The 17690-nt window shown below is 34.5% G+C and carries 9 protein-coding genes and 1 tRNA gene; 2 read left to right on the forward strand and 8 right to left on the reverse strand.

The window, feature by feature from the left end:
• Nucleotides 1-56 precede the first annotated feature (56 nt).
• From A1OE_RS00885 to A1OE_RS04125, 3 genes are all read right to left on the reverse strand, one after another.
• Nucleotides 57-281 (reverse strand): ATP synthase subunit C family protein, encoded by a 225-nt coding sequence (locus A1OE_RS00885; RefSeq protein ID WP_015087984.1) that lies wholly within the window; start codon nt 279-281, stop codon nt 57-59.
• 63 nt (nt 282-344) lie between these two features.
• Nucleotides 345-1070 carry a F0F1 ATP synthase subunit A gene (locus A1OE_RS00890; RefSeq protein ID WP_015087985.1) on the reverse strand — a complete coding sequence of 242 codons (726 nt, stop codon included), beginning with the start codon at nt 1068-1070 and terminating at the stop codon, nt 345-347.
• A gap of 2603 nt (nt 1071-3673) precedes the next feature.
• Nucleotides 3674-4195, reverse strand: coding sequence for a DUF721 domain-containing protein (locus A1OE_RS04125; RefSeq protein WP_015087988.1), 522 nt, complete (start codon nt 4193-4195; stop codon nt 3674-3676).
• 1267 nt (nt 4196-5462) lie between these two features.
• Between A1OE_RS04125 and aptA the strand changes: the two genes are divergently transcribed.
• Nucleotides 5463-6779 (forward strand): omega-aminotransferase AptA, encoded by a 1317-nt coding sequence (gene aptA / locus A1OE_RS00900; RefSeq protein ID WP_478210116.1) that lies wholly within the window; start codon nt 5463-5465, stop codon nt 6777-6779.
• Nucleotides 6780-7248: 469 nt separating this feature from the next.
• Here aptA and A1OE_RS00905 read toward each other — a convergent pair.
• The 5 genes from A1OE_RS00905 to A1OE_RS00925 all read right to left on the reverse strand — a co-directional run bounded on the left by A1OE_RS00905 (nt 7249) and on the right by A1OE_RS00925 (nt 15881).
• Nucleotides 7249-7322 (reverse strand) — tRNA-Pro (locus A1OE_RS00905).
• Between the two features lie 657 nt (nt 7323-7979).
• Entirely contained in the window at nt 7980-10619 is a 2640-nt protein-coding gene (gene metH, locus A1OE_RS00910; RefSeq protein WP_015087994.1) for a methionine synthase, read from the reverse strand.
• Nucleotides 10616-11677 (reverse strand): homocysteine S-methyltransferase family protein, encoded by a 1062-nt coding sequence (locus A1OE_RS00915; protein WP_015087995.1) that lies wholly within the window; start codon nt 11675-11677, stop codon nt 10616-10618. Before A1OE_RS00915 ends, metH begins: the two co-directional genes overlap by 4 nt.
• Nucleotides 11678-12236: 559 nt before the next feature.
• On the reverse strand, nt 12237-13103 hold the full coding sequence (gene metF / locus A1OE_RS00920; protein WP_015087996.1) for a methylenetetrahydrofolate reductase [NAD(P)H]: 867 nt from the start codon (nt 13101-13103) through the stop codon (nt 12237-12239).
• 2034 nt (nt 13104-15137) lie between these two features.
• Nucleotides 15138-15881, reverse strand: a complete 744-nt coding sequence (locus tag A1OE_RS00925) for a tRNA1(Val) (adenine(37)-N6)-methyltransferase (RefSeq protein ID WP_015087999.1) — start codon at nt 15879-15881, stop codon at nt 15138-15140.
• 466 nt (nt 15882-16347) lie between these two features.
• Between A1OE_RS00925 and A1OE_RS00930 the strand changes: the two genes are divergently transcribed.
• Complete coding sequence (locus tag A1OE_RS00930) at nt 16348-17358, forward strand: polyprenyl synthetase family protein (protein ID WP_420885806.1); 1011 nt, start codon at nt 16348-16350, stop codon at nt 17356-17358.
• The last annotated feature ends 332 nt before the right edge of the window (nt 17359-17690 follow it).

The following is a 17690-nucleotide window of genomic DNA, read 5'->3' on the forward strand; positions in this document are numbered from 1 at the left end:
TATTCTTTCTAGGTTGTATTCAGATAACTCAGGCAATTGCCAAAATAATATATTTTTTAAGTGAATAGGATTAAAAAAGCAATTAACAGCGCAAACAATGCAACAGCTTCTGTCAGAGCAAATCCTAAAATACCTATGCTAAATACCTCTCCACGAGCTGCTGGGTTGCGGGCTACAGAAGCAATTAATGTGGAGAATATATTGCCAATGCCAATACCCACACCCATTAGGGCAACAACAGCAAGACCAGCACCAATCATTTTAGCAGATTCAAGTTCCATTAGCCTATTCCTTCTCTAAACAGTAATATTATAAGCAATTTTAATATTTTTTGTAGGGGGTAATTAGTGCAAGTAAAGAGCGTCATATAAATAAATGCAGGTAAGGATCGTAAACACATAAGCCTGAAGTACTGCCACAAGCACTTCAAAACCAGTTAATGCTACCAAGACGAGTAACGGTGCAGCGCCCGCGACACCAAGAGAGACTACAAACCCACCAAATACCTTCATCATTGTATGTCCAGCCATCATATTAGCAAACAATCTTACTGATAGACTTATCGGGCGTGAAAGATACGATAAAATTTCAATCGGAATCAGCAAAGGAGCCATATATATAGGCGTTCCTGATGGTAAAAAGAAAGTAAAGAATTTTATACCATGCTTGATAAAAGCAACAACAGTTATGCATAAGAAGATTGTTATCGATATAGAGAAGGTCACAATAATTTGACTGGTGAAGGTATAAGAGTAAGGTAATATACCCAATAAGTTACCTGATAGAATAAACATAAATAATGAAAAGATCCAAGGGAAGTATGCTCTCCCTTCTCGACCGACATTTTCTGATAACATATTAATGCTAAATTCATAAGCCATCTCTGCGAGAGATTGAATACGATTAGGGACCATATAATTAGCCTTTATCGATTTCATAAAGAATACGCACGTCAGAATGGTAGCTAGAATCATGAATAGGGCTGAATTGTTAAAGGATATATCGATGCCAAATAAATTAAGTTCTGGACCAATCGACTTAATCTGAAACTGTGCAACTGGAGATACCAACTAAAACTCCTTTCTCGTTTTAGATTTTGCTAGCTTTGACTGACTGAATGAAAACCTTTAAGAAAAAGCATTTTGATCAGCAGCTTATAAAAATAACAAATTAATAAGCCAGTCAATAAAGTTCTCTCATTTTAGCCGCATCATTAAAACAGTAAAGATCATTATTCGATGGAGCAGCATTTAATCCATTTTAATCTTTAAATATTTTGCTTACATGTAATTACAGTATTAACAGATAAAGATAACATTTATTGGTATTTCCAGATTATTAACCAATTAATTTTGCTACGCAATGGGCAGTGCTCTTAGCGAAAATGCTATTTACAAGTTGTCAATAATCTATGAATGTAGCTGGTGTAACTACTAAATTTTCTAAGATTTTTTTGGTAACAGTTTGAATAATATACCATTATTTCTTAAGTTTTTTTTACAGTAACGGTATCACTCACTGGGTATCAGTATTATTCACGGAACAATTCCAGCGTCAAGGAAGCGATTGCATTATTTTCTTTAAAAGTTTATGGATAGCTTATTAAATAAAAAAACAGTAAGCCTTGTACGTTTGTGTAAAATTAACTTAACTGTATTATCTGCCTACATACAATATTATCTTTATGTTTGACGGCGGACTTTAGCATGGTGCATAATTTGTTGTTTATGCATTATAAAATAATTATTACGGTAACAGCTATTTTTACAGCTTCTAGATTAGAAGCTAGTGTATGTTCTGCTGCATTCAAGTGGTAAATTTTATTTTAAAAAGGGATTTGCTTTACAAAAAAACGAAAAATCTTACGGAATAAGTTGCCAGCTTTCTTTTTTATGTAAAAAATAACTTAAAAATTTTTTGCTATACGATAAAAAAACAAGGCTAATGAATTAAATTGTTTTATTGTATAGCAAACAGTGTATATATTTACTATATTACTTAATTTACTTTAGAGTAATCATATCAATGCCAACTCTATTAGAGAGTAATTTTTTCTGTTTTATGTTATAAAAGATTAATTTTAGAAGATTTTGCTGTTCGAATAAATTTAAGGAAAAACTTTTTTCTCAGAAAGACAAAATTTATTATTGCTTTATAACACTAGACTTGATGTTGGCGTCAGCAAGCTGAGAACAATATTAATTTTTAAGTCATCACTTTTATTTTGAATCAAAGTGTAGGCAAAGCTATAATTGAAAATATAGAAAGTTTAAATGTATTCTTGTTACTTGATTAACATTCTTTAGGTTAGATCCGTGTTGCTGTAATCGTTTCCATGTTGATACCATATAGTGTAATGATATTTTAATACATGATAAAAATTAGTAGATTAAGTTTTTATCCTAGAAATTTAAACATAGTTTTTTTATTGTAATTTGCGGCTGCATTAATAATGCTGAATTTTCTTCAATGATATTGAATGTTTGTGGTTGATGGTGTAGGTAAATTTGAGTATTTCATAATGTTTAATTCATGATGAAATCAATTTTATTGATAGTTTAGCTAATTAGTTTAATTAACGAGTATAGAAATGTAATTAATGATCATTAAACTTAACTAAAATTACAGCAACATTTGATTAGGAATGTTAGTCAAGTATTTAAAAAATTAGCTTAGAAACATGTGCAATTAACGCCCTTGTGGCTATACCCAAATTAGCTAAATTTTTAGATAATGTGAGGTAAAAAAATGAGTTAGTATCCTCTTCTCTTTCTAAGAAGATATTCTTGTTTCAAGTTAACCTTTATAATTTTAATCGCCGCGTTTATTGATTTAAATAAATTGTGTTTCGGCTATTGTCAGGCCAGCTATATTATTACTTTAACTTTTTTGTTTTTTATAAGCAGGCTATTGATATAATATTTTAACTAAAAAATAACACATATTTTAAGTTTATGAATACGATTGGTGATTGGCAGAGATTGGATAATATCATGTATGATATTTAATCATTGCTGTTTAACTAAATAACAAGATTATTGTTCCTAATACACTGACTCGTTTAGCTTAATAGTATATTGGTACTGTTGATTTTTATTCTGATCAATACTTTTCTTACTAAAGATTAATCCTAATACTATACTAATCGCTCAAGAATAGATCTCTCCTTACAGTGTAATTTATGGCTATTTATTAGCTTTAACTAAGCTAGCATTTTCCAATGCCAGTTGTTATTTTTCAAGTTCTACAATGTAGATGAGATCTACTCAACAAGAAAACTTAGGTTGAGTTGATTATTTAGACTAATAGTCAATAATGCGATATTTTAACATATATAATCTCGCAAATATTAATGGTGTATATCTTAAGCTTATATACTGTATTGAATTTGATTACTAATTTGTATGTTATTAATAATATTTAACTTATTGCAATTTTTACGTAAGTAATGTAATAGTTTTTGGAGTATTTCTTAATCATTAACATAATACGAACATGATTTACCTCCTCACCTGCTATATCAAACCGAATAAAAGAATATCATAAATTTAATTGTGTGTAGTATGTATTTTGTTTGGCATACATTTAACTATAACACAGTAGAAATTTTAGTGTTTATTTCCTCAAAAGCTCATCTTTTTTAAGTCTGTTGCAATTGTTTAAAATACTATACTTATTCAACAGCATCCATTGACTTGTTGCGTAGGATAATTGCTTCGCCTAAGGCTTGAAGATGATTTCGTAAATTTATATCATGTACACCAGTGACCTGATCATAGATAGCTTTTTTTTCCATTTCTTCTAGTTTAACAAAAATTTGTCGTTGTAATTTTGGCGATTTTGCCAGTATACCTTGGCGAATTTGTATTCTAGCTACCGCGCCAAAGCCTAAGTATCTATTTACTTTATCAATGATTTGAGGAGATAAATACTCGATTTCTAAGGCAGTACCAGGCAGGGAGATGATTTTTAAGATAGCTCCATAACTTTCACCATGCGGAAAATGTAGAGATTCAGGAGCACAGCATTGCGCTAGATTAACGCCAACGATTTCTCTCCACCTTCTAGGTACTATTCCCTTTACGAATCCACGCTTGTAAAATAGCGGATCAGTTAACTTTGCTGCAAAGCAAGAAAAGGGACGTAATCTGCTATGACGAAGCTTTGTTATTCCAAATCTCTTCTCTTCTACCATTTTGCGATGCTTGTTTTTAAACTTAATACACTAATCTTAATAATTGTTATGGAATGTTGATCTGTACTTTTGTAAAGTCTGCATGGTAATGAGTGTCATTAATGATTGTAATTATTGTTTAATATCTTCTGTACTGCTTATGTCGTATGTTCTATTTGAAGGGTAAATGATTATTTTGCATGCTTTTAGCGCATAGTCGCTTAACTAATGTTAAGTTGAAATTAAGCTATATTTTTACCACAAGTATTAGAAAAATTGAATAAAATAGCGCATATTTAGTTGAGGAACAATTATTTTTATCAATCAATTTATTCTAAATTATAGTGTTTTATCCTCAGTAGGTTTACAGATATGCATTGTTAATTTTGCTTATTCTTTCCACATTAATCAATGACTGAAGTTTGACTGGGTGATTGGAGTTTAGAAAGATGATTAAGTCTCTAATCATATTATCTTCATTCAAGATAATTAGTTAATTAAATAATCTAAAGCATCTGACTATTTATAATTTTTACAGCAGATATATATACTGCATTGGATTAAAGAATATAAAATATTATTTTTTATTAATATTTCCTAATATATCCAAAATATATAATTTTATTAGATAATAATAAAACTATAATTTTATTCTTCTACAAAATTTATAGATAAAGTTACTAAGTAATTTTTATCATTAATTAGCGCTATACTTTTAGCATTTACTGCATAATGCAGCAATTAAGTTGTTTTTCAGCTTTCGTAAGGGTTATCACTAGATCTTAGCTGCATTCGCTTTCACTATCAATTATACATTTCCCCGCATTAGCTACGTAATGGCTAAGCATTTGTTACCTTAATTATAGTGTGTTAGCGAGTAAAACTAACTCGATTGTTAATTTGTAATTTGTATACTGCGCTTTCATTGTACTTACGAGAACATATTTTGTATATGCTTAGATAAAAATACTGTAGATTAACAGGTAAATTGACGTCCATATGATTAGACCAATTGTACTTCGTTTAATTATTTTTAATGTACTATGGTGATTTAGGGACTATTGACTTTATAAACTTGCCTTGAGAAATAGTTTTTAGTAAAAATTATAAATTTGCATAATTATGGTAATGAATACTAATAGTTCTCTTGAATTGTATATTTTTGATTGATTTCTTGTGGCAAAATTTTTTCTGTTAGCCTTTAATATAGTTAATTAATTTTTAACAGGCATGACATTATTATAATAATTTGTTTTTTCATGTATATAATATAGTTTAAGAGGATCTTGTGAACCCAATAAAATTGAATAATCTTGAATCTTTTTGGATGCCATTTACTGCTAATCGTGATTTTAAACATAATCCTCGCCTTTTTGTAAAAGCTGAAGGAGTATATTATACCACTGCAGATGGTCAAGAAATACTAGATGGTACCTCAGGATTGTGGTGCTCGAATGCTGGACATTGTCGTATATCAATTGTTGATGCAATAAAAAAACAGTCAGCAATCCTTGACTTTGCTCCATCATTCCAGATAGGATCTCCTTTATCATTCGAGTTTGCTGAACGTTTAATTCATATGAAGGAGGGTTTTAGTCACGTTTTTTTTACTAATTCTGGATCAGAGTCTGTTGATACTGCATTGAAGATTGCTTTAGCTTATCAGTACTCCCGGGGCAGTGGGACACGTACTAAGTTTATTGCACGCGAGCGAAGCTATCATGGGGTTAATTTTGGAGGCATTTCGATCGGCGGAATTGCAGCTAATCGCAAGCAATTTAATAACTTGTTAAATGGTGTTTACCATATATGTGATACCCATAATATCAAACATAATGCTTACAGTAAAGGTGAGCCGGAATGGGGTATACATTTAGCGGATGATTTAGAACGGTTGGTTGTTTTACATGACCCATCGACTATAGCTGCTGTTATTGTGGAACCATTAGCAGGATCTACAGGTGTTCTTATCCCTCCGAAGGGATACTTGAGTCGTTTACGAGAGATCTGTGATGTACACGATATACTACTGATTTTTGATGAGGTGATTACTGGTTTTGGACGTCTCGGTACGGCATTCGCTAGCGATTATTTTGCTGTAAGACCTGATATTTTTACCACAGCTAAAGGAATCACGAATGGTACAGTTCCTATGGGAGCAGTATTTTGCCGCAATGGTATTTATGAAGCTTTTATGGATGCGCCGGAAAGTGCTATTGAGTTATTTCACGGATATACATGTTCTGGTCATCCACTCGCTTGCGCTGCAGGCCTTGCTACTATTGAATTATACCAAAATGAAGGACTATTTACGAGATCAGCTGAATTAGCACATTACTTTCAAGAAGCTGTGCATTCCTTAAAAGGCAGCAGATATGTTGTTGATATTCGTAATCTTGGCATGGTTGCTGGAATTGAATTGGAAAGTGTTCATAACAAACCTACCGTTCGTGCACTTGAGGCTTTCAAGCAATGCTATAATAAAGGTTTATTGGTTCGCGCTACCGGTGATACCATTGCTTTATCGCCTCCATTAATAATTGAAAAGAATCAAATTGACTTTATTGTCGATGTCATTAGCATGGTATTGAGAAATATCAGTTGATTGCTATCAATAACTGTTACTGCACTTTATTTTTGTTTTTTATTTTAATTTTTTAGAGGAATTGATTGTTCTTTTTTTCGGAACTTTCTATGCTTAACACAGCGTTTGCATATAAATAATGTAATTTAATAATATTAGGATTACTCAGTTTAGGTTAGATGAGGTATTAAAAATTGTTTGATTCGATTAGATATTTTTTTGCATTTAGAAAAATGCTAGCTTATAAAAAATTTGGATAGCAGATTAATTAGTACTAGTTAGTTTTATATATTGCTACAATGATAAATAGCTAAAAAAGTAAAAATTATTGCTGAGATAAGTTTATTTGCAATGATGTTTATTTTAATAATAACTAGTTTTATTCCACGTTATTTTTGGTACAAAAAGAATTATGGAATCTAAAGATAAATACGTTAATTGAATGCTGATTGATTTTTTTTAAATAAATTATCATGTCGTGATATCTTAATCGGGGAGAGAGGATTTGAACCTCCGGCCCCTGCCTCCCGAAGGCAGTGCTCTACCATGCTGAGCTACTCCCCGAATAAATTAGTTATCAAGTTTGACTTTATTGATTATATTGTTAAATATCTATAATTTATCTATATAACGCTAAATTTTTTTTGCTAATTATAAAAGCATCTTTAAAAATTCTTGTTTAGTATATTAAACGCGATATTTATTATATGAATAACGCATATTGTTTATATATTTAAATTATTATTGAATAGTTAACATGTTAAATCGTTTGAACATAACTCAATTATAATCTTTCTTGACGAAAGAAATTTCGTTAGCTTATATAAAATTAATCAACTTTTGAATTATAATATTCGATATTAGCAATATTTTTCTTTACTATTCTTTATATCCGCAAGCGATAAATTTAGGCAAATGCTTTCATAATTCATTTTCTCGGACGATTCTCTAACAGTTTATTACTACGTATTATGGTACGTTTGGTCACAGATTATCTGCACAAACGCTATACTTACAACAAGCGAGCAGTGTAATTGCACTTAAAAAAAAGTATCGAAGTGTTTAAAAAATTTAGATTAATAGACTTGTTGACAACATGAGTATTATCCCTAATACTTAGTATGTTATATTATGTCATGTTGCAAGTTAAGATTATACCATTTCAATCAAGATTATTAGAGTAGTTTGAAAGCTATGCTTAAGAATGCTATAACTTTTTAATTAGAATTTAATCTCGCTTTTCTCCGTATCGTAGGCAAGCGATGAAGCTAACCAACGCTCTATTAATTTTGTTGACATTCCCTTACGCTGAGCATAATCTTCCACTTGATCTCGATCAATTTTACCAAGTCCGAAATAACGAGCAGATGGATGAGAGAAATACCAACCAGAAACCGATGCAGCTGGCCACATAGCAAATGATTTAGTTAAATTAACACCTACTTGCTTTTCGGCGTCCAGCAAATCAAATAAAGTTCTCTTTTCAGTGTGGTCCGGACAGGCTGGATAGCCAGGAGCTGGACGAATTCCTTGGTAATCTTCTGCGATGAGACTATCGTTAGATAGATCCTCAGTAGTTGCATAACCCCAAAATTCGCGACGTACTCTTTCGTGTAAACGCTCAGCAAAAGCCTCTGCAAGACGGTCTGCCAGCGCTTTTAAGAGAATAGAATTGTATACATCTCCAATTTCCTCGAAATTTTTGGCCCTTTCTTGAATTTCTTTGCCAGCGGTAACAGTAAATCCTCCTAGCCAATCATCACCATTAGGTGATATATAGTCAGATAAAGCTAAATTTGCCCTATTTGATCTAGGCGGAATTTGTTGACGTAAAGTGTGCACAACAAACTCACCATTATCGGTTGTTAACCGGATGTCGTCCATATCAGATTTTGCCGCCCAAAACCCTATCACTGCACGAGGCCTAGCCCACTTATTATCTATTATTTGCTTTAACATATCTTTAGCGTCGTTCCACAATGACCTAGCGGCTTTGCCAACAAGTGGATCATCGATAATATCAGGAAAACGCCCGCGCAGCTCCCAAGTAGTGAAAAAGGGTTGCCAATCGATTCTATTGATCAATTCTTGTAGTGGATAGCCATCAAATACCTTAATACCTTCAAAAGTAGGCTTCGGCGGTTGATAATTGCTCCATTCAAATTTCGATCGGTTAGATCGAGCGTCACCTATGGTAATACGATTACGATCGATGCGACTAATGTATCGTTTCTTAGCCATAGTTTGGTATTCAGCGCGAATACTTTTCGCATAGGCAGAGCGTCTATCGCGCGATAGCAATGCCTGAACTACTCCTACTGAACGACTAGCATCTGTTACATGGACAACAGGTCCGTTATATGTTGGATCAATTTTTACAGCTGTATGCATCTTTGAAGTTGTCGCCCCACCAATTAGCAATGGCAATTCTAATTTTGCACGCTGCATTTCAGATCCGACATATACCATCTCATCTAAGCTTGGAGTAATTAAACCTGAAAGACCAATAATATCTACTTTTTCTTTAGCGGCAACTTCTAATATTTTTGCGCAGGATACCATAACTCCCAGATCAATAACCTGATAGTTATTACACTGCAGTACAACACCAACGATGTTTTTGCCTATGTCGTGAACATCGCCATTGACAGTAGCCATTAAGATCTTGCCTTTGCTATGGTGATCCTCATTTTTTTGCTTTTCGATATAAGGTAACAGGATAGAGACAGCTTTTTTCATAACACGTGCTGATTTTACTACTTGAGGTAAGAACATCTTTCCAGCGCCAAACAAGTCACCTACTAGGTTCATGCCGTTCATTAGCGGTATTTCAATAACTTGAATTGGCTTGTCGTATTTTTGTCGCGCTTCCTCTACATCTATTTCAATAAAATCGCTAATGCCATGTATTAAAGCATGCTCTAGGCGCTCATCTACGGTCTGTTCACGCCATGTATTGTCAATTATCTTAGTAATTCCAGTAGAACCGCGATACCTTTCGGCAATTTCTAGCATTCGGTCAGTAGCATTTTGAGATCGGTTCAGTAGAACATCCTCAATTCGTTCTCGCAAATCTTCAGGGATGTCCTGATATCCTGGCAGAGATCCGGCATTAACGATGGCCATATCCAGTCCAGCTTTGATTGCATGGTACAGGAAGCAAGTGTGCATAGCTTCACGCACCATGTTATTGCCGCGGAATGCAAAAGAAACGTTCGATACGCCTCCTGAAACATGAACGTGTGGTAGGTTTTGTTTAATCAATTTAGTGCCTTCAAAGAAGGCTAGTGCGTAATCGTTATGCTCATCGATACCAGTTGCCACAGCAAAGATGTTCGGGTCAAAGATGATATCCTCGGGAGGAAAATCAATTTCTTTTACCAGAATGTCATATGCTCGCTTGCAAATCTCGTATTTGCGTTTAGCGGTTTCAGCTTGGCCTTTTTCATCAAAAGCCATAACTACCATAGCTGCTCCATAGCGATGTACTAATCTAGCCTGCTTAAGAAACTGCTCTTCGCCTTCTTTCAAGCTTATTGAATTGACAATACTTTTGCCCTGCAGGCATTTCAGACCAGCTTCTATCACTGACCATTTAGAACTATCTATCATGATAGGAACACGACTAATGTCTGGCTCACTGGCGATCAAATTTAAGTATCTAGACATTTCAGCTTCGCTGTTGAGTAAGCCTTCGTCCATGTTCACGTCAAGGATTTGAGCACCACCATCTACCTGCTGGCGGGCAATTTCAAGAGCAGTATCATATTGCTTTTCGGAGATTAGCTTGCGGAAACGTACTGAGCCAGTAACGTTAGTTCGTTCTCCTATATTAACAAATGTACCAGTATTTTCTGTCACAATGCGCTCCTTAGATCAAATGGCTCAAGACCGGATAATCGTAGTTGGCTTGATAGATGAGGTACAATGCGCGGGGCTATGCCACTCAGACTATTGGCAATTGCTGCTATATGCGCCGGAGTTGTCCCACAACAACCGCCTACTATATTCACCAGCCCTTCTTTTGCCCATTCTGCAATATGACAAGCGGTCTGTTCTGGTTTCTCGTCATAGCCGCCGAATTCGTTTGGTAATCCAGCATTAGGATATGCAGAGATTCTGACATCAGCTACTCGAGATAGCTCTGCTATGTGCGGGCGTAGATCTTTCGCTCCTAGTGCACAATTAAAGCCAACGCTAAAAGGATTGGCGTGACGTAGCGAATTCCAGAACGCTTCTGGCGTTTGTCCAGAGAGTGTTCGACCCGAAAGATCAGTAATAGTACCACTAATCATAATCGGTAGTTTAATATCTAATTTGTCAAATGCTTGTTCGATTGCAAACAAAGCCGCTTTGGCATTAAGTGTATCGAAGATAGTCTCAACCAGAATTATATCAACACCGCCTTCGATCAGCCCTAAAGTTGCTTCAAGATAAGCATCGCGAAGTTTATCAAACGTGACGTTGCGTGCCCCTGGATCAGAAACGTTTGGTGAGATTGATGCGGTACGGTTCGTCGGTCCAAGAGATCCAGCGACGAAAGTAGCTATCCCCTTTGCAGCGCGCACTTTGTCAGCAGCACTGCGGGCTATTCTTGCACCTTCTACATTAATTTCTTTTGCTAAATGAGAAAGACCATAATCCGCCTGGCTGATTGAAGTAGCATTGAAAGTATTAGTTTGAATGATATCAGAGCCAGCATTAAAATACTGAAGATGTATATGTTCAATTTTCTCTGGCTGAGATAAGTTCAAGATATCATTGTCTCCCTTCAGAGTATGGCTCGCATCAGTGAAGCGATCTCCGCGGAAATCATTCTCTGTTAAGCTCATTTCTTGAATCATAGTACCCATAGCACCGTCTAGGATTACGATCCTCTGTTGAGCAAGATGCGAAAGTTCCAATGCTCCTGCGGTCATAAAGTTTCTCCAAATTTATCAAAATGCACAAGCAATCCTCCATACCTCTGTTTAGAGTTTCAGCAATTAGATTAAAAAGTCATAGTTTACTCTAGCAAATTCACAACTGATAAGGGCTATCTATTGTTGGTGAAGAAGGTACGAAAGGAATAAAAAGCTATTATTTATCATAAAAATAACCTATTAAGAATAATTTATTATTTGCGATAACCTAATGTTTTAAGCTAAATTTAGTCTTTTGTATTTTAACTACCAGCTTCAATATCACAAGTATAAGTAGTAAGTTACATAAAAATATTCTAAATTAGCTTTTGTTTTTTTTTCATATTTCAATATCGTAATTAACTTCATATTGACACATTATTAAGTTAATCAGCCAATTAATAAATTCACTCAAAGTTAAAGATCATAACAATATGAGAGTATTAGTTTTATAAATCTATATCAGCGCATTAAAAGCAACATTAACTCATAAACGAATAAAAACTTGCAAATCAGTGAGTAGAATGGTATCAAGCAGTATTTTTTATCGCTTATGGTGCAGATGAATAGCCAATAATTACGTTGTATCTTTCATATTTGGTTTTCGCCCAAGACGACGACAAATAGCACTGGTGAGTTGTGAACGATTTAATGTATAAAAATGAAAGTCTTCTACTCCTTCTGTCATAAGTTTCATACATAATTCAGTAGCAGTAGCAGCAGCGACAAGCTGACTAATTTCTGGATCTTCGTCTAAACCGTCAAATAGATCTGCCATCCATTGAGGTATTACAGCACCACAAGATTTAGAAAAATGTAACACAGTTTTAAATTTTACGACTGGCAATATACCAGGCACTATTGGTACCTTGATTCCAGCTTTGGTGCAAACATCACGAAACCGCAGGAAAGTATCAGCCTCAAAAAAATATTGTGTAATAGCGCGATTTGCACCTTCATCGATTTTACGTTTTAGGTTTTCTAGATCGGCAGCAGCACTTGGACTATCCGGATGAACGTCTGGATAGGCACCTACAGAAATTTCAAAATCGCCCATTTTGCGCAAACCAGCAGTTAATTCTGCTGCATTTGCATATCCATTTGGATGCGGTTCGTATTTCTCAGCTCCTGCTGGAGCATCGCCTCTTAGAGCGACTATGTGCTTAATACCTGCTGCTTGCCAGGTACGAACAATGCTGTTAATTTCTTCCCGGGTGGCTCCGACACAGGTAAGATGGGCAGCTGGAGTTAGGGTGCTCTCTTCTACTAAACGCTTAACAATACGGTTAGTACGCTCGCGTGTGCTGCCGCCTGCTCCATAAGTTACTGAAGCAAATGACGGACGATATGGCTCCAGACGAGATACCGTGTGCAGTAAATTGGCTTCGCCTTCTTCATCCTTTGGTGGGAAGAACTCAAAGCTAACGTTTGGCGTGTTGAACATAACGCTTATACCTTCGAGATACCGCCATCAATCGTTTGGCAGCTGTGTTTTTTTTGACCATTAGTTTCAGTGTTGTCTATTAAATTTGTGAATATTTTATAGAGTGCGAATAAAGCCAATGGTTGATAAAAATAACTAACAATACGCGTTAATTTATAAAGTTATATAATACTTTTTCGATTAATGGTCTTAATCAAAAATTATATGAAAAAATTTTTACATTAATGAGGTAATATGATAAAAATATCAAGTTTAAGGCAACATAAATACTATAAATATCAGTAAATAAGGAAAACATACTATATCCGGATATATTGTGTACATATGTAAAATGTTCTCATGTTCATTGCAAATTAAAGCTATTAAGTTAAGAATCACAAGATATACATGCTACAGTTATCTTCTATTATACATTCTAAGTATTGCCTTTAGAGATATGATCTTGCTAGAAGTAGTAATATCGACTATTGATAATATCCATATAGTTACTAAAGTACGACCAAAAAATATTTTTTATTAGCAGACAATCATCGATCATTCATGTATTCGCGTTATGCGTTTAACCAGCTTGATTTGTATATAATTAATCATACAAACTATTCGATCTGTATTTACGTCTAACTAAGATTAGTGGTTGATTTAATCAGCTTTATGCTTATTGAACTTTAAAAACACACCACAATTATTCACCTTCGTAATAATATCCTTAAAATCAAAGATTCGCTATTCTATATAAACTTAAGCAATGTTTAAGATGTTTTGATTGACCAAACTGTATATATAAGATTTATTTTTGTTCATCGTGGGGATTGCTGATTACGTATTCTCCAGTACGTTTATCATATATTAGCTCAACCGTATCATTTTGATTGTCTCTGCTAACTGTACGGCTATTCATGTTTTTCATTAAAATTCGATTTTTAAATGTATAGCAAACACACCATATCGCACAAAATATGACCGATGTAATGCCAATTATAATTGCTAAACTAAGAAATTTTAAAATAAAAAACATGATAATAAATATCTTAAAAACTAATCTAGCACACAATTAAGGGCTACTATTGTAACTTTGGTCAGAGTTGTCGTTTAATTGATGTATGAATAATTAGTTTGCTTACATCTCCCCTAATTCTAAGTATATATCAAATACCGGCAGTTTTACTGGGATAGTATAATTTTTGTTGCTGTATAGAAGACTATGCATAGAAATTGATGAATCTCTAGTTGTAGATTATTTGATGCTTAGTTAAGACTTAACTTCCAGATTCTGCTTAAGCTTTACCGTAGACTTTGTTGCAGTTTAATGAATGAGTTAATCTCTTGGTACTTAATTACAACTATTGTTTGATTTTCATGCGATGATTTAAGTTAGATTATTCTAACAAGCGATATAATTAATGCTACCAGCAATTAAGTGCGTACTATATCTCAGGAATTATGTTCATTAATATTAGCCATTGGGATAATACAAGTCTAGAGTAAAAAGCTGAATATGAAATTCAGTACATAATTTAGTACTACAAGCAAAGAAATGTTAGTTTAGTTTTTAGTTATAATCACTGATACTATTGCAGTAACTATTTTAATCTAAGTACAAGCTAACCTGTACAGGCATTGTTAACAACAGTGACCATAAAGTGATATTTTCGATCGAAATCTTATCAGGGCAATAAACACACTAAATTTATTTAATATTATTGATGCGAGCACGGTTATGCACTATCCAGGGAAGAATTCATATCTAAAAAAGAGCATTGTTTAGTCTTTTGTCTAAGTAAAAAATTTATAGCCTTTCTACTTTATACTGATTAAAGTTTATTTCATTACTAGCTATATAAACTAGCCGATAAAATAATCATTAGCAATCGTATGTTGAGTTAATTCAGTGCTTGATAAATTAACTAAATATGCATGGATTCCATGACCGAATTATATTGGGAATATATACCTTATACCGAAGGGAATTACATCAATCATAACAAACATAACAACCATAAATTGATATATTTTATTTTTTAGGTTAGCTCTTTTCTAAAGATTAATAGGTGCACCGCGTAAAATGGCTTCTGCTTTTGAGGTGTAATGGCCATTGGCTTCATGAAGAAGCAGTCCTGAAGTAATTCGCATGGGAGCCCGGCTACTCCGAACAGCTTGAACGAGCACTCGGCTAGCATCACGACCTGCTTTGGGAAATAGAGGAAATACGACAATTGACCCAAAACCGCGATTTAGTGTACTCAAAATTTCATTAAGGCGATCTGCACGATTTATTAAAGTTATCGTCCCTCTGTTTCTCAGACAACGTTGTGCTACTATAATCCAATCGGCTAAGCTTGCACAAATCTCCACACATGATGTCAATCTTTTGGTGTTTGGTGAAAGATATGCACGATTGGCTGGCATATATGGTGGATTTGCAACGACATGATCAATCTGACCTGTTTCCCAGGTGCATGGCAGGTTAGTTAAATCATTTGTTTCGATACGTCCTGTAAAACCGTTTGCCGACATATTTTGTCGCGCCATATCTGCCATTATTGGATCACGTTCTACGCCAATCAATTCTACGCCATTGACGCGTTTAGCTATACAGGCGCAAACTGCACATGCACCACAACCTAAATCGACTACTTTATCTCCTGTTCTTGCAGGGACTGCTGCAGCAAGCAAGACTGAATCAATAGCAACTCTATATCCATTTTTTGGTTGAACTAATCGCACTCGTTTGTTAAGCAATAAATTTTCAATTGTTTTGATCTTTGGGTTATCGATCACCTAAAATTTACTTCCTTAATATGCGCTAATCAGCTTTCTCTTACAAAGAAAATCCAATCCCAATCGTAAAAATTAATAATGTGCAGTCTACTAAAGTCAAAAGGTAGAATATTAATTTTTTAGTACAGTAAATAATTGAAAAATATTTTTCTTCTTCACAATTTATAAAAATACAGAAGATTTAATGTATTACATGCAACAATCAGTTAGTATTCCATAACGTACTACAGTGCCTTTATCTATTGATAACATTATCATTAATTTGAGAGATAGTAAATGTCGTTAGCTATTTCCACTCATTAAACTCTTTCTCAATAAAATGACCATAATCATTGAAATTACGTTTAACGTAGTAGTAAGCCTTAATATTTAATCGTGTTTGATTGACTTCTTATCGTTCTTTCTATGCACACTTAATAGAAAAGGGCTTTTTTAAGTAACGTCGAATGAGGAAAACTTGTCCATTATTGCACCCATAACACACCACTTTGGCCCATATAATCCTTATTGTAGGTCTAATTTTGACGCTCTACATGCCCTTGTCCAGGACGATCTCGTGGGCGTTAACAACACGATAGTTAGCAAAATGCAAAGTCCAATAGAATTAATTCCCCAGATTGCCGGCCATATTATTACTTCAGGTGGAAAGAGACTGCGCCCGATGTTAACGTTAGCATCAGCTGGTTTAGTTGGTTACGAAGGTAATCGACATATAGATCTTGCTGCCTGTGTTGAGTTTATTCATACTGCCACTCTTTTGCATGATGATGTAGTAGACAAAAGCAATTTACGTCGTGGCCAAGATACTGCTAACTCTGTTTGGGGCAATCAGGCTAGCGTGCTAGTCGGTGACTTTTTGTTCAGTCGTGCCTTTCAGATTATGGTGGCGGACGGTTCTTTAAAGGTTCTGAAGATTTTATCAGATGCTTCTGCAGTGATTGCGGAAGGTGAAGTACATCAAATAATAACCAAGAACGACATTGAAACTGCTGAGGATGTTTATTTTCAAATTATCGAAAACAAGACTGCTGTGCTTTTTGCCGCTGCAGCTCGGATAGGCGCAATAATTGCTGAACGCCCGGAATCAGAAGAGCGAGCACTGGAAGCATTCGGACGTAATCTAGGAGTAGCATTTCAACTTACGGATGACGTACTTGACTATTCTGATGAGCAGCTAGTATGCGGCGATGATTTTCGAGATGGCAAGATTACTTTGCCCGTGATATTAGCTTATGCTGCTGGCAACGATGAAGAGCGTGCATTTTGGCGTCGTACAATCGGCGATCTGAGACAGAATGAGGATGATTTGATTCATGCTCAAACATTAATGCTACAGCACGGTACTTTATCAAAAACCTTAAAAAAGGCTCGCGATTATGCAAATGCTGCACATCGTAATTTGAACTTATTTGCACCTACCGCACACCGTATAGCTATGAATGAAGTAATTGATTTTTGTATCGACCGTGCCTATTAATAGGTAGCTTAATACACAATACACAGTGCTGATATCGTGAATAATCAAGTTAAATCATTTTTTATTGTCAAAGGTATAACTTGTTAATATTGTGCAACATAGGTAGTTAGCTTATAAAAGTTGACTCAAGCCATAAGATCAATACGGTAAATTGCTACAATTTATTAGAATAGTTATGCTGAAATTAGCTATTTTCTGACTCAATCATATACTTAGCAGGAATTAAATCTCAGTCTTTCAAGACCTACTAATACTAAATAGACAGTTCACTATAATTTTGATACTCTGTATGTTAGAAGTGCACTTCCGTGAAGCTGCTCTTTAAAAAGACA

The organism is Candidatus Endolissoclinum faulkneri L2 (assembly GCF_000319385.1).
In the GTDB taxonomy this organism is placed as follows: Bacteria; Pseudomonadota; Alphaproteobacteria; order Thalassobaculales; family Thalassobaculaceae; genus Thalassobaculum; species Thalassobaculum faulkneri.

Excerpts from the sequence above, each read along its gene's own strand:
- A1OE_RS00915 (WP_015087995.1), bottom strand. The coding sequence starts at position 11,677 with ATGACCGCAGGAGCATTGGAACTTTCGCATCTTGCTCAACAGAGGATC.
- A1OE_RS04125 (WP_015087988.1), bottom strand. The coding sequence starts at position 4,195 with ATGGTAGAAGAGAAGAGATTTGGAATAACAAAGCTTCGTCATAGCAGA.
- metF (WP_015087996.1), bottom strand. The coding sequence starts at position 13,103 with ATGTTCAACACGCCAAACGTTAGCTTTGAGTTCTTCCCACCAAAGGAT.
- A1OE_RS00885 (WP_015087984.1), bottom strand. The coding sequence starts at position 281 with ATGGAACTTGAATCTGCTAAAATGATTGGTGCTGGTCTTGCTGTTGTT.